Genomic DNA, 20825 nt, shown 5'->3' with positions numbered 1-20825 from the left:
ACTGTTCGGAGCAAACACGCAGTGTTTCTAGGAATGGGGCTAAGCAAACACAAACAGGACTTGTGACATAATTCTATTATTTTATTGATTTTTTGTACTCTTTTCTTTATAATTATTTAACATAAAACAATAGTGAAAGATAGATGCGAGGATAGGTGGTGATTTCATGGATAGGAAACAAGGACAAGAGAATACCAATAATACTGTTGTAAATGATGATTTCTCTGATATTACAGCTCCTGCTGATTTTACGTCGCCTGAGGTATTGTATGACAAATTAATTCAAACAATACATGGATATCACCCTTCTGCGGATATCTCCATGATTGAAAAGGCTTATAACTTAGCTTATAATGCACACAAGGATCAAAAAAGAAAATCAGGTGAGCCCTATATTATCCATCCCTTATGTGTAGCAATCATATTAGCAGAATTAGAATTGGATAAAGAAACCATTGTATCGGGAATTTTGCATGATGTTGTGGAAGATACCGTTTTGACAACAGAACAGATTTCAGAACAATTCAGTGATGAAGTTGCCCTGTTAGTAGATGGTGTTACGAAACTGACACAGTTGAACTATTCGAAGGATAAAGTGGAGATTCAAGCAGAAAATCTACGGAAGATGTTTCTTGCTATGGCAAAAGATATTCGTGTAATTTTGATCAAATTGGCGGATCGACTTCATAATATGCGTACATTGCAGTATATGAAGCCAGAAAAGCAAAAAGAAAAAGCCAGAGAAACCATGGATATCTACGCACCTATTGCACAGCGTCTTGGTATATCTAAGATTAAGGTAGAACTAGATGACTTATCTTTAAAATACCTAGAACCGGAAGTTTATCAAGGATTGATTGAAAAGATTGCTTCTAAAAAGAGTGAAAGAGAATCTTTTATTCGGGATATCGTATCGGAAGTTAAGAATCATATTAAGACAGCCAATATTGATGCTAAGATTGATGGACGTGTAAAGCATTTCTTTAGCATCTATAAGAAGATGGTGAATCAGAATAAGACGTTAGAACAGATTTATGACTTGTTTGCAGTTCGAATCATTGTTGAGACGGTAAAGGACTGCTATGCTGCACTTGGTGTGATTCACGAGATGTATAAGCCGATTCCTGGAAGATTCAAAGATTATATAGCAATGCCAAAAGCCAATATGTATCAGTCTTTGCATACGACCTTAATTGGTCCAGAAGGCAGACCGTTTGAAGTGCAGATTCGTACGTATGAGATGCACCGTACAGCAGAGTATGGTATTGCTGCCCATTGGAAATACAAAGAGAATCAAGATGGAAAGAATACAAGGGATAATGAAGAGGCAAAATTAACCTGGCTTCGTCAGATTCTAGAATGGCAGCGAGAGATGTCGGATAATAAGGAATTCTTAAGCTTGCTGAAAAGTGATCTGGATTTATTTTCAGAGAGTGTGTATTGTTTTACCCCAACTGGAGATGTGAAGAATTTACCAAATGGCTCTACACCAATTGACTTTGCCTATAGTATTCATAGTGCGGTAGGGAATAAGATGGTAGGTGCTAGAGTGAATGGAAAATTGGTACCGATTGAATATAAGATTCAAAATGGAGACCGTATCGAGATCATTACTTCACAAAATTCCCGTGGTCCAAGTCGAGATTGGTTGAGTGTTGTAAAAAGTACACAGGCGAAGAATAAAATTAATCAATGGTTTAAGACGGAATTAAAAGAAGACAATATTAGTCGTGGAAAAGATATGATGTCTAGCTATTGTAAGACGAAAAACATTGTATTAAGTGATTTGCTGAAGACAGAATTTACAGAAAAGGCAATGAGAAAATACGGGTTCCGTGACTGGGACAGTGTGTATGCAGCGATTGGACATGGCGGTCTAAAAGAAGGGCAAATCGTTAATAAACTCATTGATGAATATAAAAAGAAACAAAAGAAAGAAATCACAGATGAAAAAGTTTTAGAAACGATATCAGAAGTGAAAGATAATAAACCAGCAACTGTAGCAAAATCGAGAAGTGGTATTGTGGTGGAAGGAATCCATGATGTTGCTGTACGATTTTCAAAATGTTGTTCTCCTGTACCAGGAGATGAAATTGTTGGATTTGTTACAAGAGGGCGAGGCGTTTCCATTCATCGAACAGATTGTATCAACGTGATTAATCTACCGGAAGAGGACAGGGCTCGTCTGATCGATGCGGAATGGGCAGCTTCTGCTGATAAAGGACCATCGGAACTTTATACAGCAGAAATCAAGATTTTTGCGAATAACCGTAACGGTGTTTTACTTGATGTATCAAAAGTATTTACCGAGAATAAGATCGATGTGACATCAATGACCGTACGAACCAGTAAGCAGGGAACGGCAACCATCAATATAGCATTTGAGATTCATGGTGTTGAACAGCTACGGATTATTGTTGGTAAGATTCGAAATATTGAAAGTGTGTTAGATATTGAGAGAACAACCGGTTAATCACCGAATGAATATGTTATCGTGTATAGGAATACACGTATTATGGAAAAGAAGAAAGCAGGGTAAGCAATTAAATGAAAGCAGGTAAAATGGAGGTTATCACCTGTATAGTTGGTCCGGTACGGACAAATTGCTATACATTAGTGAACCAAGAAACGAAAGAATGCATCATCGTTGATCCAGGTGGAGAAAAAGAAAAAATTGAGAATAAGATTCAGTCATTACAGTGTAAACCAGTTGCAATTTTGTTGACACATGGACATTTTGATCACATCTTAGCAGTAAAAGATCTAGTGGAAGAGTATGGGATTCCTGTATATGCGAATGCTGAGGAACGGGAAGTCCTAATAAATGATGAATATAATCTTTCAGTTGATTTTAATGGAGCTTCCTATACCTGTGATGCCAATCATTATCTGCAGGATGGAGAGCTTCTGACACTAGGTGGCTTTACGGTCAAAGCAATAGCAACACCTGGACATACAAAGGGTGGAATGTGCTATTATTTTATGGACGAGCAGATCCTAGTTACAGGAGATACATTATTCCGTGAGACAGTAGGACGTACGGATCTTCCAACAAGCAACATGCGTCAGATCATTCATTCCGTTTGTCATCAATTAGAATCGGTAGCAGATGAAGCAGTTGTATTACCAGGACATGGAGAGACAACTACCATGAGCTATGAGCGAAAGAATAATCCATATATGGAAGGATTGTTGTAAGGACAATCCTTTGTAATAAATTGTAGAATAAATCATAGGAATACAGTAAGATCAAATCATAAGAGCAAACCATAAGAACAGACTGTATGATTAAGATTGTTACTTGATGTATTATGTGGGAAAGAACACCCTTGTAGAAGGCATGGGTGAATGAGTGAAAGAAGTTATTATGATACAAATCAAATTAGTAAACATAGATTTTGAATATGATATCCAATCATTGACGAAGGCATTCTTTCCGAAGGAAGAGGTGACTTTTGAAACACAAGAGATCGCCACACAGGTACTAGAAGTATCGTATGAGCAGAGACAGATAGGTATTTCATTCATTAAGGATGGAATACCTATCTTAACGAAAACAGATATGGTACCGATAGAAGAAAGAAAAGTGAAGAAAAATGTCTTGAAACGACTACTCTATCATGTGCTGATGGAAGTGACAGGAAGAACCCTACAGTGGGGAACGTTGACAGGAATTCGACCAACGAAACTGGCAATGGAGAAGTTGGAAAATGGAGAAAACCTTAGGCAGATTGAACAATTCATGTATGAGCAGTACCTATGTAGCAAAGAAAAGACGGATCTGTGTATGGACATTGTTACAAGGGAACACGCCATATTAGAAGAGATTGATTATAAGAATGGGTATAGCATCTACATTGGTATTCCATTTTGTCCAAGCACTTGCCTGTACTGTTCCTTTGCGTCTTATTCTGTGCAAAAGTTTGCACATTTGGTAGACGATTATCTTGATGCGTTGTGCAAAGAAATTGCTTATGCAAAGAACGCTTGTCCAAGCAAACGATTGACGACCGTTTATCTTGGTGGTGGTACACCAACAACGCTTAATGAGCAACAATTGGAACGTTTACTGAAAAGAATTAAGGAAGAATTCGATTTTACGTATGTCCGAGAATTTACAGTTGAAGCGGGACGTCCGGACAGTATCACAAGAGAGAAACTTCGAATTTTGAAGAAATATGGAGTAAGTCGGATATCGATTAATCCACAAACGATGAAGCAAGAGACCTTGGATCTGATTGGAAGAAAACACACGGTGGAACAGATTCGAGATACATTTGTTATGGCGAGAGAAGAAGGACATGAGAATATTAATATGGATATCATCATTGGTATTCCAGGAGAATGTCCTGATGATGTAGCGGAAACATTACGCCAGATTGATCAACTTTCACCAGATAGCTTAACCGTACACACTTTAGCGATTAAACGAGCTGCAAATCTGAATATATACAAAGAGAAGTATCAGGGACTAGTGGCGAAAGATGTAGTTGGTATGTTACAGTTATGTTTTGACTATACAAAGAAAGCACAGTATCATCCATATTATCTGTACAGACAAAAAAATATGGCAGAAAACCTTGAGAACATTGGATACGCAAAAGATGGAAAAGAAGGAATCTATAATATTCTGATTATGGAAGAAAAGCAAACGATTCTAGCACTTGGTGCTGGGGCATCTTCCAAATTCGTTTTTCCAGATGGGTATCGAATTGAACGTGCAGAGAATGTAAAAAGCGTAACGGATTATATTGCAAGAGTGGATGAGATGATTGCAAGAAAAGAAAAAGTACTTTCTGATAATGCAGACGAGTTGCGGTAGGTGCAGATTTGCGTGAGGGGAGAAAGAGGTGCGAAAGATGGATGATTTTCTTACGTTAGAGGATCTTCAATGTAGTGAGGATATGGCACACATAGCGAATGAAGATCTAGTGGAAGGATTAAGACATGGTATTATTGTTAGTAATTTGGCAAGACTGATAGCAGAGAAGTTAGGAATGGATGAAGATTTCTGTTATGAGATTGGACTTGCTGGTGTACTACATGATATAGGTAAATTACGATTGAGTAAATATCTGTATGGACGAAAAAAAGATGTTCTACAGGTAGAAGAGATGAAATACGTACGGATGCATTCTAAGTTCAGTTATGATATACTTATGGAGTATGATTTTTCTCCAAGAATGTTGGAGGCGATTTATCACCACCATGAGAATTTTGATGGTTCCGGATATCCTGATAATCTAAAGGGATATGACATCCCAAAAGGAGCTAGAATTCTTCGCACCTGTGATGTCTTCGCAGCACTTGTTTCTGATCGCCCGTACAGGGAAGCATTTGAAATTGAGACAGCAGTGGAATTAATGATAGATGAAGTAAAGAACTTTGATATGGAAGTGTTCCTTGCTTTCTTAGAATTGGTTCATTCCAAAGACTTTGAGAAAGTAAAAGAGATTATTGAGAAGAATAAGGAACATGAAGAATTAAAGTTAATTGTATAGTATAACAAAAACGTTGTACGTAGCAAGGTATCAAGAGCAAAAAACACGTAGCAATACGTATAGCATAAGGGAAATGCATTTACCCTTACATCATAGTATGTATCTTACATACAAAGTATAGATAAAAGGAGGAGTCCCATGATTACACAAAGACCAAAGGGAACACAAGACTGGTATGGCAGCAACATGCATAAGAGAACGATCATAGAAGGATTGGCAAGAAAGTTATGTAAGACATATAACATCAAGGAGATTATCACTCCCGTGTTTGAACATACCGTTTTGTTCCAAAGAGGTGTGGGTGAAACAACAGATGTTGTACAAAAAGAAATGTATACCTTCGAGGATAAAGGAAATAGAAGCATTACCTTAAAACCAGAAGGAACAGCAGGAGCAATTCGTGCGTACCTGGAGAATAATCTTTATGCAGAAAGTGGTCCAACCAAGTTATTTTATGTAACACCAGCATTTCGTTATGAACAGCCACAAAGTGGACGATTACGTCAACATCATCAATTTGGTGTAGAATTCGTTGGTTCAAAGAGCCCATTAGCGGAAGTAGAATTAATCACCTTGATTACAACATTTATTCGTGAGATTGGATTGAAGAATGCAAAGCTTCATATCAACAGTATTGGTTGTGCAAATTGCCGTAAAACATACAATGATGCATTATTAGCATATCTAGAGCAACACAAAGACCAGTTATGTCCAACTTGTTTAGAGAGAATGACAAAGAATCCACTTCGTGTCATTGACTGTAAAGTTCCAAGTTGTAAAGAAATTGTGAAGAATGCACCAAGAACAATTGATTATCTTGATGAGGAATGCAAAGAACATTTTGAAGAATTACAAAGTCTATTAACAGAATTGAATATTCCATACGAAATCGATACAGGTATTGTACGTGGATTAGATTACTATACAAAGACAGTGTTTGAATTCGTTAATGAAGAAGGTTTCACCTTATGTGGTGGCGGAAGATATGATAATCTTGTTCATGAAATAGATGAAAAACAGAATATTCCAAGTGTTGGTTTTGGAATGGGAATTGAACGAATCATCTACTTCTTAGAAAAAGAAGGCGTGGAATTAGAACCAGAAACGGTACCTGAATTATATATCGGTATTCTTGGTAAAGAGGCAAAAGCAGCAGCGTATCGTATTGTTCAAAATCTTAGAAGTGCTGGAGTCGTTGTGGAAACAGACTATATGGATCGAAGCGTTAAAGCACAGATGAAGTACGCAAATAAGATTGGTGCAAAGAATACAGTGATCATAGGTGCAGACGAAATTGCTTGTGGTAAGGCAACCATCAAGAACATGGACAATCATGAACAGGTGGAAGTAGAATTAGATAAAATTGCATCGTATTTTCAATGTAACGAATAAGAAAGAATACAAAGCGAAGATGTGAACACACAGACTGCGTTATAGAGAACATTTATAGAAACATAGATGAATATGGAGGATGACAACATGGCAGAATCAATGAGTGGGCTTCATAGATCCCACAGATGTACAGAATTATCCAAAGCCAATATTGGTGAAATTGTAACCGTAATGGGTTGGGTACAAAAAAGAAGAAATCTTGGAAGTTTAATATTTGTAGATTTAAGAGACCGTTCTGGTTTACTTCAGATAGTATTTGATGAGAATGATATTGGAACAACTGGTTTTGAAAAAGCAGGAAAGTTAAGAAGCGAATTCGTTATCGCAGTTGTTGGTAAAGTGGAAGCTCGTTCTGGAGCAGTGAATGAGAACATGGCTACAGGAGAAATCGAGATTCGTGCAACAGAGTTACGTATCTTATCAGAAGCGGAAACACCGCCTTTCCCAATTGAAGAGGAAAGCAATACCAAAGAAGACTTACGTTTAAAATATCGTTACTTAGATCTTAGAAGACCAGATCTTCAAAGAAACCTCATCATGAGAAGTAAAGTGGCTACTTTAACAAGACAATTCCTTGCTGACGAAGGATTTCTTGAAATTGAAACGCCAATGCTTACAAAGAGTACACCAGAGGGTGCGAGAGATTATTTGGTACCAAGCCGTGTTCATCCAGGTAACTTCTATGCATTGCCACAATCTCCACAGTTATTTAAACAGTTACTTATGTGCTCTGGATATGACCGTTACTTCCAAATCGTAAAATGTTTCCGTGATGAAGATCTTCGTGCAGATCGTCAACCAGAATTTACACAGATCGATATGGAATTATCTTTCGTAGATGTGGATGACGTAATTGCTGTTAATGAGCGTTTGTTACAGAAATTATTCAAAGAAACCATTGGTGTAGATGTACAATTACCAATTCGTCGTATGACATATGCGGAAGCAATGGACCGTTTTGGTTCTGATAAACCAGATCTTCGTTTTGGTATGGAACTAAAGAATGTTTCCGATGTTGTAAAAGGTTGTGGATTTGGTGTATTTACTGGTGCATTAGAAAATGGTGGTTCAGTAAGAGGTATCAATGCAGAAGGGCAAGGTGCAATGCCACGTAAGAAGATTGATGCATTGGTTGAATTTGCAAAAGGATTTGGTGCAAAAGGTCTTGCTTATCTTTCAATTAATGAAGATGGAACATACAAATCAAGTTTTGCTAAATTCATGACAGAAGAACAATTAAAAGATTTAGTTGATGCGATGCAAGGTAAACCAGGTGATTTATTATTATTTGCAGCAGATGAAGACGATATCGTATTTGATGTTCTTGGTAACTTACGACTTGAAATTGGAAAGAACCTTGGGTTACTTGATAAGAACGAATACAACTTCTTATGGGTAACAGAGTTCCCACTTCTTGAGTACTCCAAAGAACAGGGCAGATATGTAGCAAAACATCACCCATTTACAATGCCTATGGAAGAAGATCTTGATATGCTTGATACGGATCCAGGCAAAGTTCGAGCAAAAGCATATGATATCGTATTAAATGGTACAGAAATCGGTGGTGGTAGTGTTAGAATCTTCCAGAACCATATTCAAGAGAAGATGTTTGAAGTATTAGGCTTCACAAAAGAAGATGCGTACGACCGTTTCGGATTCTTATTAAATGCGTTCAAATATGGAGTACCACCTCACGCTGGATTGGCTTACGGATTAGATCGTCTTGTTATGTTAATGGCAAAAGAAGACAGCATCCGTGATGTAATCGCATTCCCTAAAGTAAAAGATGCTTCTTGTCTAATGACAGATGCACCAAATATCGTAGAAGAAAAACAGTTAGTGGAATTAGGAATTGAAGTTTCAGAGACGGAAGAGACGGAAACAGCGGATTCACAAGAATAGATAAAGAGAAGGAAGGATCTCAACACAGGGATATTTTGTGTAGGGGTCCTTTGTTCTATAATAGGAAAGTCCTCCGACTTTCCTATTATAGAAACCCTCCGGGGATGCGTATTCGCACATAAGGTAGATATCAGCTGAAGCTGACTGTGCTCGGCGCGGAGAACAAAGTGTACTTCGTACATTTATATTATTGAATACAAGAAAGGAGTATGTTTCGAAATGAAATTTATTGAAAACAATTACATAGTAATTATAGGAATATATGTATTGCTCTGTAATTGTGTTGGATTTGCAATCATGGGAATTGATAAAAGCAAAGCAAAAAGAGGAGCTTGGAGAATACCAGAGAAAACGTTGTTTTTGGTTGCTCTACTAGGTGGAAGTATTGGAACGATTCTTGGAATGCAAAAATTTCGTCACAAAACAAAGCATAAGTCGTTTGTCTATGGAATGCCTGCAATATTGATTTTACAATTAATACTTGTGATCTACTTTGGTGTGACTGTTTGATCATGGAGTTAAAAAACCCAAAGCAATAGGAGACCTATTGCTTTGGGTTTTTATAGAGTCGAAACTTAACATACTCTAAGATATCCTGCTGTGTATTCGATGGTAATTGCCTGATATACTGTATTAATTTTGCTTCAAACGAACTTAGAGATTGCGCGTTCTGACGATTATATGTAGAATAGGCAGATTCTTCATGAATAGTACTTGGAATTAATTTGGAATTAATCAATTCATCAATACTTAGATTATAGAGAGAAGCAAGTTTAATTAACGTTTGATTATCAGGCGTTCTGCCACCCTTTTCATAATGAGCATACCCTTGGCGGGTAATGTTAAGATAGTCACCAATATATTTCTGTGTATACCCATGTGAAATACGTAAATCTCTCAATTTTTTTGAAAGCGGTAGATTATTTGGTAGCATATTCTCCTCCTATTGTTATGAGAATAACATACTTATTATAGCAAGTTAACTGGTAAAAATATCATAAAGCAACAAAATGTGCCATAATAAGACGGCAACGGTTTGTTGCTTTGAGAAATGGGAATAGAGAAATTAAGTACGTGTATTGGAAATTTAATCGATTAATGTCGCACAATTCACGACATATTTTCTACTTTTATGAGTATTATTTCCTAAAATAGATATTGAATGAAAAATGTTTGACAATCTTTAGAAAAAATGTTATCATATGGCTAGTTGCAAGAGCAACGTAGATTATTATTTGTTTTGGAGGAATTGAAGATGAAAGGTACAGTTAAATGGTTCAACAATCAAAAAGGTTTCGGTTTCATCAGTGATGAACAAGGTAACGATGTATTCGTACACTACACTGGACTTAACATGGAAGGATTCAAATCTCTTGAAGAAGGCCAAGAAGTAGAATTCGATATCGTTAATGGAGCTAAAGGACCACAAGCTACAAACGTTACAAAACTTTAATCAAACTGCTTAATCAGTGTACCTTTTTCTAATATATAAATTTTTGAATTTTTATACAGAAATAGCTATATTGTTTTAACGTATTGATTATGAATACAATTTCATAGAATTGTAAGGTGCTACCTCTTGACTAGTAATGGTTAAGAGGTAGTTTTTTTGAGATATATTGGGATGTGCACTCGCACATCAGGTAGGTGTCAGCTGAAGATGGCTGTTATCTGTAGAAAATTGATTGTATAGGGGAGGATGAATTGATCCAATATAAGGAAAAACGGATGAATCTGTTTCAACTAAATGAATATTTTTATCAATTACCCGGTAATGCATTCCTAGGGCTAGAAGAAAAAAAACAAGCCGATGAAGTAAGAAGAGAAGTTGTAAAGAAGAATTGGATCCGTAGTGCATCAAGAGAATATAAGGTGGACGAATTTCGGATCGAACAAGGAAAACTTCAACTAGGAGAATATAAAATTTCAATAGATTTCATTGAAGATGAGATATTTCATGATATAATATCAATAATGGTATTTCTTATAACTATTTGTGAAGAAGATAATTTTGTAATACAGGATAAAGAGATTGAACATAAGGGAAGAATGTATTATGAAACATATTACGAGGTACAAAAAGAAGCGAGCATAAGTGTTATGGAGCAATACTATCAATCTATGTGGATGTATAGTGCATTACAGGCATATCGGGATGAGTTAGTAAAGGGTTATAAGGATCAAATTTTAGGACCAGGCTATTTTGGTATGCCAATAGAAGAAAACGAATCAATCTATATGTTATTAAAGGGAAATCAGATTGGTGTTACTTTACATGCATCTTGTCAGTTTACTCCGGAGAACACGATATGTGGAATTGCTTGCAAGGTTGGAGATCATAAAAAGAGATGGGATGAGTTTGTAAGTAATCCATGTAGAACATGTATAGCAACAAATAAAGCTTGTGGATATTGTACCTTTAAAAAGAAAAGAAAGTAGAGAGGCTTACGTGAAAGAACAATCTTTCACATGCTATTTTGTGCCTTGCACAAAGTTACTTGACTTTTGGAAGGGCATGGTGATTACGATGAAAGCAAGTGAGAAAATACGATACCAGCAATTTGTTGATGTGATCGATTTTCCAACTGTAATATTTGTATTTGAGACAAGAAGAATAATAGCAATCAATAAAAGGGGAAGGGAAATACTTTCACCGAGTGGGAAAATCCTTCGATATATGCCAGAAAATAAGTTGCGACCATTTGTTATTGAACAAGTATATGGAGAACAGACGGATATCCTAATGGATATGCCAATTACAATAGAAAATAGGAATATAAGAATTGACTTTGAAATAAATTCCTTTGAACTGGATAAAAAACACATCTCTATAATTGTGTTTGACTATACAGATAAACAGAGTTTTGGAGACAAATTTTCATCCCACGTACCACGTTTATTTTGGAAGGATAAGCGGTTGAAATTAAGGGGAGCAAATCATTTTTGTAGGGAAGATTTTAAAGAAAGTAATTTGGAATTTGAGGATATCACCTCAACCTATGATCAAGAAGTAGAAGAATTATTATTTGAGAATGAAATGCGAGTTATCAAGGAGAAAGAATCCATTTGGAATGTCATGCAGCTAATTCAATATCGGAATAACTCAACTAAATTCATTAATATGAGTCGTATACCAATTATTAACAAGAATGGAACAGTGATTGGTTTGCTAGGGGTCTATAATCTCATGCTTACCCAAGAAGAGTTTGAGAAGGAAAATGAGTGGCTTAAGAAAGAAAAATGGAGACTTACGAAATTACTTGCTTTAAATGAAAGTGTTTTTATGCGTATCCGTGTAGATGAAAATTGGTCTGTGGAATTTGTTACGTCGAATGTGGAAAAATGGGGATATAACAAGAAACAATTCTATATACGCGAAGTATGTTTCCGAGATTTGATCGCTGCAGAAGATAAGAATCTCTTATTAAATAAATTCATCCAGGTAAAAAGAAAAAATACAAGTAAAGTTGAGTTTGAATTCCGTGTTCGAAAAGCAGATGGAAGCAATGTATGGGTAAAAGCACAGACAGTATTCATTGACAGTGATAATTGGCGTGTATCGGATCAATATGTAGACTTTATCTTAACAGATATATCGGATATTAAGTCTTTACAAAAAGAATTAAGAGAAAGTATTGGCATAATAAAAGCAAAAGTCGATCGGGTAAAGCAGGGAAAAATCCCGGTACGCTATGTGCGATTTTCGGATCTCTTTGATGTTGAAGAACTAGAGACGATTATCAAGAATTATGCAACTGGAATGAAATTAAGTTGTGCGGTTACAGACTATATGGGACGATTGGTATGCGATGCAGTCTGGCAGGAGACGATTACAAAGAGATGTAGAGAATTCTATGAGGAACGTAGGGGAAGAGACTATTTTCGAGAATTGTTTAAAAAAACAAAAGAGTATGAGAATTCCTATGTTATGCAGTATGATGAAGAACATCAATTATATATCTATGCATTTCCATTTATAGTGGATGAAAAATGTGTAGGGTTATTGCATCTATTTACAGAGAAGGAATTAGACGAAGATGCACCAGTCATTCAATGTATGATCGCTATGGTAAATCAAGTCAGTAAAGGTGTTGTAAAGAATATAGAATTGTTACGGTTGAAGGATAAAACGGAACGACAAGAATTAGAAATTGAGGATATGAGGCGCAAAAAGAAGTTCTTGAATGAACAATTGGAATTAGCGCTGACAAGTGATAATTTATATGAAACAATTGGACAATTAATACAAAATGCGTCACAGTATATATATATAGGAGAAATTCTATTGTTTCGTCAGATAAGACAAATGGATCATTACGTAAAAAATTTCGAATGGACAAATGAAGGGAGAGGGATTAGTAATCTTTCCCCAAAAAGCGAGAGTTTGGATTTGCTCAAATGCAGTGAACTTCTACGAGTATTTTTGGATAAAAAGATTGTTGTGTATAACGAGGGAGAGATTCCTCCATATATACAAAAACAGCTGCGAATAAGAATGTTCCGATCAGTTGTTTTCATGTTGTTTGATCAGAATATGGAAGAAAATGTTATGTTAGTAATCGGTGATCCAACGGGAAAACAAAATTGGAGTGAAAAGAAGGTTATATTTTTAAGTGAAATGTATAAAGTGGTGAAAGTAATCATCGATCGAATCCAAGCGAAAAAGAATATAGAATATCATAATAGAGCAAATAAAAAATAATTCCAGTTTTACTAAGGAAATATTTTCGTTTTTATAAAAATAATGTATAATGAAAGTACGTTTGTTGACTTGATGGGACTACAACAAGTGATTCCTATTAAGTATCATGGAAATATAAAGGAGATAGAGTATGAGTATTAAAAAATCAGCTTTTGGTAAAACAATGGAAGGGGAACAAGCAAGCTTATATACCTTAAAAAATAAATCAGGTATGACTGCAGTTTTCAGCGATTATGGTGCTGTACTTGTAAAATTATTAGTACCAGATGCTAATGGAAAATTAGAGGATGTTGTTCTCGGTTATGACAAATTGGAACAGTACACAAAGAATGCACCAGGCTTTGGTTCATTTATTGGAAGACATGCAAATCGAATTGGCAATGCATCGTTCATTTTGAATGGAAAAACATATGAATTAGAAAAAAATGATGGCAACAATAATCTTCATTCAGGAAGAAAGAGCTTTAACAAGTTCCTTTATGAAACAGAGTATTACGAAGATGAAGAATCTGCTTCAATTGAATTCTCCCGTTTAAGTCCTGATATGGAACAGGGCTTTCCAGGAAATCTTGACATAACAGTAACCTATACCCTTACGGATGAGAATGAATTAGTAATGGAGTATCTTGCTGTTCCGGATAAAGATACGGTAGTGAACTTTACAAACCATTCTTACTTCAATTTGTCAGGACATGCTGCAGGCTCAATCCTTAACCATAAAGTATGGATCAATGCCGACCAATTCACTCCAACAGATGATGCCTTGATTCCAACAGGTGAATTTGCAGATGTAGAAGGAACTCCTATGGATTTTAGAACTGCTAAAGAAATCGGAAGAGACATTCAAGCAGAATATAAACCATTAAAACAAGCAGGTGGCTATGATCATAATTTTGTTCTAAAACATGAAAGTAATGATGTAGAGCTAGTAGCTGAATTAACGGATGAAGCAAGTGGACGTAAGATGGAAGTGTATACGGATCTTCCAGGAATGCAATTCTATACAGCAAACTTCTTAAATGGAGAAAAAGGAAAAGACGGTGTAGAGTATCATTCAAGAGATGGCGTATGTTTTGAGACGCAATTCTACCCAAATTCATGTAATATCCCAGAATTCCCATCTTCCGTTACAAAAGCTGATCAACAGTATGATTATGTAACCGTATATAAGTTTACTACTATTTAGAAAATATTCCAAACAGCCCTAATGGGGCTATGTGTTCCTATTTTGCGGGGTGTCGCACAAAAATGTGTGTCACCCTTAATTTCTGCTATAAAATTGATCATAATAAATTAATCTATCTTTAATTTGTTTATTTGCATTTTAACAATCGACAATTGCCTGTTAAAAAGAGCTTATGATCTTTCTTATAGAAAGCAATAAATCGAAGGATTATAAGGAGTACTGAAATGATTAAAAAGTGCTCCTTATTACTGTATTTACGGCATAATCAATGTATACAAAACTGATTTGTTACCGCTCCTCTTTTCGTATAAATTGACAAAAATATAAAAAAGTATTGCTTATCTTTGGGGCTCGTTTATAATTAAAAGTAGCGAATATACTAGGACGATAACGATGTGATTTGTCCAAATACGCGACTTGAGGCGGGGGCAAATCAGCGCTGTCTCCTTGTAACATAGCAATCTCAAAATAGGGAATCAAAGGATAGGTGGCAAACGATGAAAAAATTAGAAATGCTTTATGAAGGCAAGGCTAAAAAGGTTTACACAACAGATGTAGAAGGCGTATATATCGTAGATTACAAGGATGACGCAACTGCATTCAATGGTTTGAAAAAGGGAACAATCGTTGGGAAAGGCGTTATCAATAACAAAATGAGTAATCATTTGTTTAAGATTCTTGAAAAAGCAGGTGTACCAACACATTTTGTTGAGGAACTTAGCGAACGCGAAACTGCTGTTAAGAAAGTGGAGATCGTGCCACTAGAAGTAATTGTTAGAAATGTAGCTGCTGGTAGCTTCTCAAAAAAACTTGGTATTGAAGAAGGAACCAAACTGTTAGCTCCTACATTAGAATTCAGTTACAAAAATGATGACCTTGGTGATCCAATGATCAATGATTACTATGCAATTGCCATTGGAGCTGCTACAAGAGAAGAGATTGATAAAATTACAGAATTAGTTTTCAAGATTAATAGCGTATTATGTGAATACTTTGCTTCTTGTGAAATCGAATTAATTGATTTCAAAGTTGAGTTTGGAAGATGCAATGGTGAAATCATTCTTGCAGATGAAATCTCACCTGATACATGTAGACTTTGGGATAGCAAAACACATGATAAATTAGATAAAGATAGATTCCGTAGAGATTTAGGCAATGTTGAAGATGCATATCAGGAAGTATTTCAAAGATTAGGCATCTAGTATAGGGGAAAGACTGAATGAGTGATAACAAATTAAGTAGTATGAGATCGGATGAGTTACATGAAGAATGTGGTGTGTTCGGAATCTATGATTTAGATGGAAACGATGTAGCTTCTTCCATCTATTATGGATTGTTTGCACTGCAACATCGTGGACAGGAAAGTTGTGGTATAGCCGTATCAGATACCAATGGTCCCAAAGGAAAAGTACTGTCTGTAAAAGACATGGGATTAGTTAATGAAGTATTTACTCCAGAGAGCTTAGAAGGACTAAAAGGTGATATTGGAGTTGGACATGTTCGTTATTCTACAGCGGGAGCAAGTACAAGAGAGAATACACAGCCATTGGTTCTTAACTATGTGAAAGGTACCTTGGCACTGGCTCATAATGGTAATCTGATTAATGCTTTGGAACTTCGTCATGAACTGGAGTATACAGGCGCAATCTTCCAAACAACAATTGATTCGGAAGTTATTGCTTATCATATTGCAAGAGAACGATTGAATGTATCCAATGTAGAATCGGCAGTTAAGAATGCCATGCAGAAGATTAAAGGTGCATATTCCTTAATTATTATGAGTCCAAGAAAACTAATCGGAGCAAGAGATCCATTCGGTTTCCGTCCTCTCTGTATTGGAAAAAGAGACAATAGCTATATATTAGCTTCTGAAACTTGTGCACTGGATGCAGTTAGTGCGGAATTTGTGCGAGATGTTATGCCAGGTGAGATTGTAACCATTACGAAAGATGGAATTGTATCAGATACAAGTATGTGTCAACAGGAGACAGCCAGATGCATATTCGAATATATCTATTTTGCTAGACCAGACAGTAGTATTGATGGAGTAAGTGTCTACAACTCAAGAATTATGGCTGGTAAGATCTTAGCCCAGGCGCACCCAGTGGAGGCCGACATCGTTGTGGGGGTTCCAGACTCAGGAAATGCTGCGGCACTTGGATTTTCCATGGAATCGGGTATTCCATATGGAATGGCATTTGTAAAGAATAGCTATGTGGGAAGAACGTTCATTAAACCGAAACAAAGTGTAAGAGAGTCTAGTGTTAAGATTAAATTGAACGTATTAAAAGAGGTAGTAAAAGGAAAGCGTGTAGTAATGATCGATGATTCCATTGTACGAGGGACAACCAGTGAACGAATTGTTCGTATGTTAAAAAATGCTGGTGCTACCGAAGTACATGTACGAATCAGTTCACCACCGTTTTTATACCCTTGTTATTTCGGAACCGATATTCCTTCAGATGACCAATTGATTGCGCATAACAATACAGTGGAGCAAATCTGTGAAATGTTAGGTGCAAACTCATTAGGATATCTGGATGTAGAGCGTCTTGGAGAAATGCTAGGTAGTGATATGGGGTATTGTAGTGCTTGCTTTACAGGCCAATATCCAGTAGAACCACCAAAAGAAGATATTCGAGGCGATTTCGATAAATAATTTAAATAAATTTTTACCCAAAAGGTATAATATATAACACGTATATTTTAATAGGAAGAGTGATACTGCTTAGGCAGTTCATAGTATATGAATAGAATGGAGAAACACATGAGTAATGATAGATATGTAAGCCCTATGTCTGAACGATATGCAAGCAAGGAGATGCAATATATATTCTCGCCAGATATGAAATTCCGTACTTGGAGAAAATTATGGATTGCTCTTGCTGAGACAGAAAAAGAATTAGGTTTAAATATTACAGAGGAACAGATCGAAGAACTAAAAGCACATCAAGAGGATATCAATTATGATGTTGCAAAGGAAAGAGAAGCTTTGGTCAGACATGATGTAATGTCACATGTGTATGCTTATGGTGTACAATGTCCAAAGGCAAAAGGAATTATTCACCTTGGCGCAACTTCTTGTTATGTAGGCGATAATACAGACTTGATCGTTATGACAGAAGCTCTTCGTTTAGTACGTAAAAAGTTAATTAACGTTATCGCTGAATTATCAAAGTTTGCTATGAAATATAAAGATCTTCCAACACTTGCATTTACACATTTTCAACCAGCTCAACCAACAACGGTTGGAAAACGTGCAACATTATGGTTACAGGAATTGAAATTAGACCTTGATGATTTAGAGTACCTGATTGATTCCATGAAATTATTAGGTTCAAAAGGTACAACAGGAACACAGGCAAGTTTCCTCGAATTATTCGATGGAGATTACGAGAAAGTGAAAGCAGTAGATCGTATGATTGCGCAGAAGATGGGATATAAGGAATGTTATCCAGTATCTGGACAGACCTATTCTCGTAAAGTGGATACAAGAGTACTGAATGTGTTAGCGGGAATTGCTGCAAGTGCACATAAATTCTCCAATGATATTCGCTTATTACAACATTTAAAAGAAATTGAAGAACCATTTGAAAAGAACCAGATTGGATCTAGTGCAATGGCTTATAAGAGAAATCCAATGCGTAGTGAACGTATTGCCTCTTTAGCAAACTACGTAATGGCAGATGCCATGAATCCTGCCATGACTTCATCAACACAATGGTTTGAGAGAACATTAGATGATTCTGCAAATAAGAGAGTAAGTATACCAGAAGGTTTCTTAGCGGTTGATGGAATCTTAGATCTATATCTTAATGTGGTAGATGGACTTGTTGTTTATCCAAAAGTTATTGAAAAACGACTTATGTCAGAACTTCCTTTCATGGCAACAGAGAATATCATGATGGATGCAGTAAAGGCTGGTGGAGACCGTCAAGAATTGCATGAGAGAATTCGTCAGTTATCAATGGAAGCTGGAAAGAATGTAAAAGAAAATGGTTTGGACAATAACCTGCTTGAATTGATCGCAGCAGATCCAGCATTCAATATGACGCTAGAAGAATTAAAGAAAACAATGGATCCAAGCAAATATGTTGGTTGCGCACCTATGCAGACAGAAGAATTTGTTCGTGAAGTGATTCAGCCAATTCTTGATGCAAACAAAGATATGTTAGGAATGACAGCTGAAATCAACGTATAGTCTTTGATGGTGAACTTATAATATTAATTAGAATGCATAAACTAAAAGCAATCTTCTACGAAGGTAGGAGGTTGCTTTTCGACGTTAAATAATGAATAACTGGATTAGTTTGAAAGGAAAAACCAACGACTATATACAATTGCTCATTAAACGATAAGAACCTAAAATTACATTGCTAGAAGAAAGGGGAAAGAGATGGAACAAGAAGAAATGGAACAAAATGAAATAAAAGAAGAAAAGAAAATTAGCAATCGGATCATTCACCCAATAGCACCAATTTTTAATGAATATTCGAAAGTCCTTGTATTAGGTTCATTTCCTTCTGTAAAGTCAAGAGAAGGTCAATTCTTCTATCATCATCCACAAAATCGCTTTTGGAAAGTGATTGCAGCCGTGATGAAGGAGGAAGTACCTGTTTCCATTGAACAAAAAAAGGCATTTCTTTTAAAGCATGGTATTGCTGTATGGGATGTGATACAAAGCTGTGAGATTGTTGGTTCTAGTGATAGTAGTATTAGAAATGTAATTCCCAATGACATAACGAGAATATTAGAGGCTGCACCCATTCAACAAATCTATGCAAATGGGAATAAGTCATATGAACTTTATAAAAAATATTGCTATCCCATAACAAATCATGATATAATAAAGCTTCCGTCAACAAGTCCAGCAAATGCAGCATTTTCACTAGAAAAATTAGTCCTTTGCTGGGAACAGATTCATATATAAGTAGATAGAAAGGCAGGGGTCATGAATAACACACCCTATGATTATAAAGAAATCGTTCCTTATCTTGTGGATTGGTACGAAGCCAATGCACGAATCTTACCATGGAGGCTTGAACCTACCCCTTATCATGTGTGGATATCCGAGATCATGTTGCAACAAACCCGTGTAGAAGCTGTACGTGGTTATTATGATCGCTTTCTTACAGCGTTACCAACGATTCGTGATTTAGCCAATGCAGAGGAAGACGTTCTACTTAAACTGTGGGAAGGTTTAGGATATTATTCCAGAGTAAGAAATCTACAGAAAGCAGCGAGAGTTATAATGGAAGAGTATGAGGGAGAATTACCTTGCTCATATGAGGAGTTATTAAAATTGCCTGGGATTGGAACTTATACAGCTGGTGCCATTGCTTCCATTGCGTATGGAATACCTGTAGCTGCAGTAGATGGGAATGTACTCCGCATAGCGAAACGGTTAGCGGGAAGTTTTGATGATATAGCAAAAGCAAAGGTGAAGAAGGAGTTAGAAGGAATCTTTACAGCAATTACACCAAAAGGACACGCAGGTGCTTTTAACCAGTCATTAATGGATCTAGGAGCAACCATTTGTGTGCCCAATGGAAAACCAAATTGTCAGGTCTGTCCTGTTATGCATCTGTGCTTGGCTTTCAAACAAGATCTGCAGATGCAGATACCAGTAAAAGCAAAAAAGAAAGAGCGAAGAATCGAAGAGAAGACCATATATGTAATAGAATTTGAGAATAAAATTCTTTTGCACAAGAGAGGGAGCAAAGGGTTATTGGCCGGATTATGGGAACTTCCCAACATGCAAGGGAAAAGTACGATAGATAAAGTACAAGAACAGATTCAGCAAGAAATCCCAGAAGCAGAGGTTACGGTACAGTCACTTGGAGAAGCCAAACATATATTTAGTCATGTGGAGTGGCATATGACAGGTTTCCACATTCTATTCGCGAAACGTGAACAAATGCTTCATTTTTGTGGACAACTTAATGCGCTTATCACACAAAAGGTGGATAACTCTGGTAGCCAAGGTAATATTTTTAGTGAAGATACCAATCAATTGGTTGCACGAAAAGAGATTAAGGAAACATTTGCTTTACCATCTGCATTTGACAAATATAAGATTTGGGAAGAAAAATAAAATCTCAAGCCATATTCATTGTAATCGTTTCACGAAAACGATGATGAA

At 36.3% G+C, this 20825-nt stretch carries 17 protein-coding genes; 16 read left to right on the top strand and 1 reads right to left on the bottom strand.

Annotated features, from left to right (window positions below; translation table 11 throughout):
- Positions 1-166 precede the first annotated feature (166 nt).
- The 7 genes from HBB17_RS03990 to HBB17_RS03960 all read left to right on the top strand — a co-directional run bounded on the left by HBB17_RS03990 (position 167) and on the right by HBB17_RS03960 (position 9305).
- Positions 167-2473: a RelA/SpoT family protein gene (locus HBB17_RS03990; protein ID WP_167955947.1), complete on the top strand. Its 2307-nt coding sequence runs from the start codon at positions 167-169 to the stop codon at positions 2471-2473.
- 74 nt (positions 2474-2547) lie between these two features.
- Positions 2548-3198 carry an MBL fold metallo-hydrolase gene (locus HBB17_RS03985; protein WP_167955945.1) on the top strand — a complete coding sequence of 217 codons (651 nt, stop codon included), beginning with the start codon at positions 2548-2550 and terminating at the stop codon, positions 3196-3198.
- Positions 3199-3367: 169 nt separating this feature from the next.
- Entirely contained in the window at positions 3368-4822 is a 1455-nt protein-coding gene (hemZ, locus tag HBB17_RS03980; protein WP_167955943.1) for a coproporphyrinogen dehydrogenase HemZ, read from the top strand.
- Between the two features lie 37 nt (positions 4823-4859).
- Positions 4860-5501, top strand: a complete 642-nt coding sequence (locus HBB17_RS03975) for an HD-GYP domain-containing protein (RefSeq protein WP_238483669.1) — start codon at positions 4860-4862, stop codon at positions 5499-5501.
- Between the two features lie 138 nt (positions 5502-5639).
- Positions 5640-6893, top strand: coding sequence for a histidine--tRNA ligase (gene hisS, locus HBB17_RS03970; protein ID WP_167955941.1), 1254 nt, complete (start codon positions 5640-5642; stop codon positions 6891-6893).
- Positions 6894-6980: 87 nt separating this feature from the next.
- Positions 6981-8795: an aspartate--tRNA ligase gene (gene aspS, locus HBB17_RS03965; RefSeq protein WP_167955939.1), complete on the top strand. Its 1815-nt coding sequence runs from the start codon at positions 6981-6983 to the stop codon at positions 8793-8795.
- Positions 8796-9014: 219 nt separating this feature from the next.
- Positions 9015-9305 carry a DUF1294 domain-containing protein gene (locus HBB17_RS03960; RefSeq protein WP_207717317.1) on the top strand — a complete coding sequence of 97 codons (291 nt, stop codon included), beginning with the start codon at positions 9015-9017 and terminating at the stop codon, positions 9303-9305.
- 34 nt (positions 9306-9339) lie between these two features.
- Here HBB17_RS03960 and HBB17_RS03955 read toward each other — a convergent pair whose 3' ends face one another.
- On the bottom strand, positions 9340-9729 hold the full coding sequence (locus HBB17_RS03955; RefSeq protein WP_167955937.1) for a helix-turn-helix transcriptional regulator: 390 nt from the start codon (positions 9727-9729) through the stop codon (positions 9340-9342).
- Between the two features lie 321 nt (positions 9730-10050).
- On the opposite strand from HBB17_RS03955, the gene HBB17_RS03950 reads away from it, so the two are divergent.
- The 9 genes from HBB17_RS03950 to mutY all read left to right on the top strand — a co-directional run bounded on the left by HBB17_RS03950 (position 10051) and on the right by mutY (position 20777).
- The gene (locus HBB17_RS03950; protein ID WP_167955935.1) at positions 10051-10248 is read left to right on the top strand and encodes a cold shock domain-containing protein; all 198 of its coding nucleotides are present in this window, start codon (positions 10051-10053) and stop codon (positions 10246-10248) included.
- Positions 10249-10499: 251 nt separating this feature from the next.
- Positions 10500-11234, top strand: coding sequence for a vitamin B12 dependent-methionine synthase activation domain-containing protein (locus HBB17_RS03945; protein ID WP_167955933.1), 735 nt, complete (start codon positions 10500-10502; stop codon positions 11232-11234).
- 76 nt (positions 11235-11310) lie between these two features.
- Positions 11311-13497, top strand: a complete 2187-nt coding sequence (locus HBB17_RS03940; RefSeq protein WP_167955931.1) for a PAS domain-containing protein — start codon at positions 11311-11313, stop codon at positions 13495-13497.
- Between the two features lie 130 nt (positions 13498-13627).
- Positions 13628-14683 carry an aldose epimerase family protein gene (locus tag HBB17_RS03935; RefSeq protein ID WP_167955929.1) on the top strand — a complete coding sequence of 352 codons (1056 nt, stop codon included), beginning with the start codon at positions 13628-13630 and terminating at the stop codon, positions 14681-14683.
- A gap of 497 nt (positions 14684-15180) precedes the next feature.
- Complete coding sequence (gene purC / locus HBB17_RS03930; protein ID WP_167955927.1) at positions 15181-15885, top strand: phosphoribosylaminoimidazolesuccinocarboxamide synthase; 705 nt, start codon at positions 15181-15183, stop codon at positions 15883-15885.
- 17 nt (positions 15886-15902) lie between these two features.
- The gene (gene purF / locus HBB17_RS03925) at positions 15903-17342 is read left to right on the top strand and encodes an amidophosphoribosyltransferase (protein ID WP_167955925.1); all 1440 of its coding nucleotides are present in this window, start codon (positions 15903-15905) and stop codon (positions 17340-17342) included.
- Between the two features lie 108 nt (positions 17343-17450).
- On the top strand, positions 17451-18884 hold the full coding sequence (gene purB, locus HBB17_RS03920) for an adenylosuccinate lyase (RefSeq protein WP_167955923.1): 1434 nt from the start codon (positions 17451-17453) through the stop codon (positions 18882-18884).
- 210 nt (positions 18885-19094) lie between these two features.
- On the top strand, positions 19095-19613 hold the full coding sequence (locus tag HBB17_RS03915) for a DNA-deoxyinosine glycosylase (RefSeq protein ID WP_167956233.1): 519 nt from the start codon (positions 19095-19097) through the stop codon (positions 19611-19613).
- 21 nt (positions 19614-19634) lie between these two features.
- The gene (gene mutY, locus HBB17_RS03910) at positions 19635-20777 is read left to right on the top strand and encodes an A/G-specific adenine glycosylase (RefSeq protein ID WP_167955921.1); all 1143 of its coding nucleotides are present in this window, start codon (positions 19635-19637) and stop codon (positions 20775-20777) included.
- Positions 20778-20825 lie beyond the last annotated feature (48 nt).

Origin of the sequence: Anaerosporobacter faecicola (genome assembly GCF_012070565.1) — a bacterium.
GTDB classification, from domain to species: domain Bacteria; phylum Bacillota; class Clostridia; order Lachnospirales; family Lachnospiraceae; genus Anaerosporobacter; species Anaerosporobacter faecicola.
Note: the sequence above shows the minus strand (reverse complement) of the source record. Positions and strands in the feature narration are given on the sequence as shown.

Excerpts from the sequence above, each read along its gene's own strand:
- HBB17_RS03990 (WP_167955947.1), top strand. The coding sequence starts at position 167 with ATGGATAGGAAACAAGGACAAGAGAATACCAATAATACTGTTGTAAAT.
- HBB17_RS03985 (WP_167955945.1), top strand. The coding sequence starts at position 2,548 with ATGAAAGCAGGTAAAATGGAGGTTATCACCTGTATAGTTGGTCCGGTA.
- hemZ (WP_167955943.1), top strand. The coding sequence starts at position 3,368 with ATGATACAAATCAAATTAGTAAACATAGATTTTGAATATGATATCCAA.
- HBB17_RS03975 (WP_238483669.1), top strand. The coding sequence starts at position 4,860 with ATGGATGATTTTCTTACGTTAGAGGATCTTCAATGTAGTGAGGATATG.
- hisS (WP_167955941.1), top strand. The coding sequence starts at position 5,640 with ATGATTACACAAAGACCAAAGGGAACACAAGACTGGTATGGCAGCAAC.
- aspS (WP_167955939.1), top strand. The coding sequence starts at position 6,981 with ATGGCAGAATCAATGAGTGGGCTTCATAGATCCCACAGATGTACAGAA.
- HBB17_RS03960 (WP_207717317.1), top strand. The coding sequence starts at position 9,015 with ATGAAATTTATTGAAAACAATTACATAGTAATTATAGGAATATATGTA.
- HBB17_RS03955 (WP_167955937.1), bottom strand. The coding sequence starts at position 9,729 with ATGCTACCAAATAATCTACCGCTTTCAAAAAAATTGAGAGATTTACGT.
- HBB17_RS03950 (WP_167955935.1), top strand. The coding sequence starts at position 10,051 with ATGAAAGGTACAGTTAAATGGTTCAACAATCAAAAAGGTTTCGGTTTC.
- HBB17_RS03940 (WP_167955931.1), top strand. The coding sequence starts at position 11,311 with ATGGTGATTACGATGAAAGCAAGTGAGAAAATACGATACCAGCAATTT.
- HBB17_RS03935 (WP_167955929.1), top strand. The coding sequence starts at position 13,628 with ATGAGTATTAAAAAATCAGCTTTTGGTAAAACAATGGAAGGGGAACAA.
- purC (WP_167955927.1), top strand. The coding sequence starts at position 15,181 with ATGAAAAAATTAGAAATGCTTTATGAAGGCAAGGCTAAAAAGGTTTAC.
- purF (WP_167955925.1), top strand. The coding sequence starts at position 15,903 with ATGAGTGATAACAAATTAAGTAGTATGAGATCGGATGAGTTACATGAA.
- purB (WP_167955923.1), top strand. The coding sequence starts at position 17,451 with ATGAGTAATGATAGATATGTAAGCCCTATGTCTGAACGATATGCAAGC.
- HBB17_RS03915 (WP_167956233.1), top strand. The coding sequence starts at position 19,095 with ATGGAACAAAATGAAATAAAAGAAGAAAAGAAAATTAGCAATCGGATC.
- mutY (WP_167955921.1), top strand. The coding sequence starts at position 19,635 with ATGAATAACACACCCTATGATTATAAAGAAATCGTTCCTTATCTTGTG.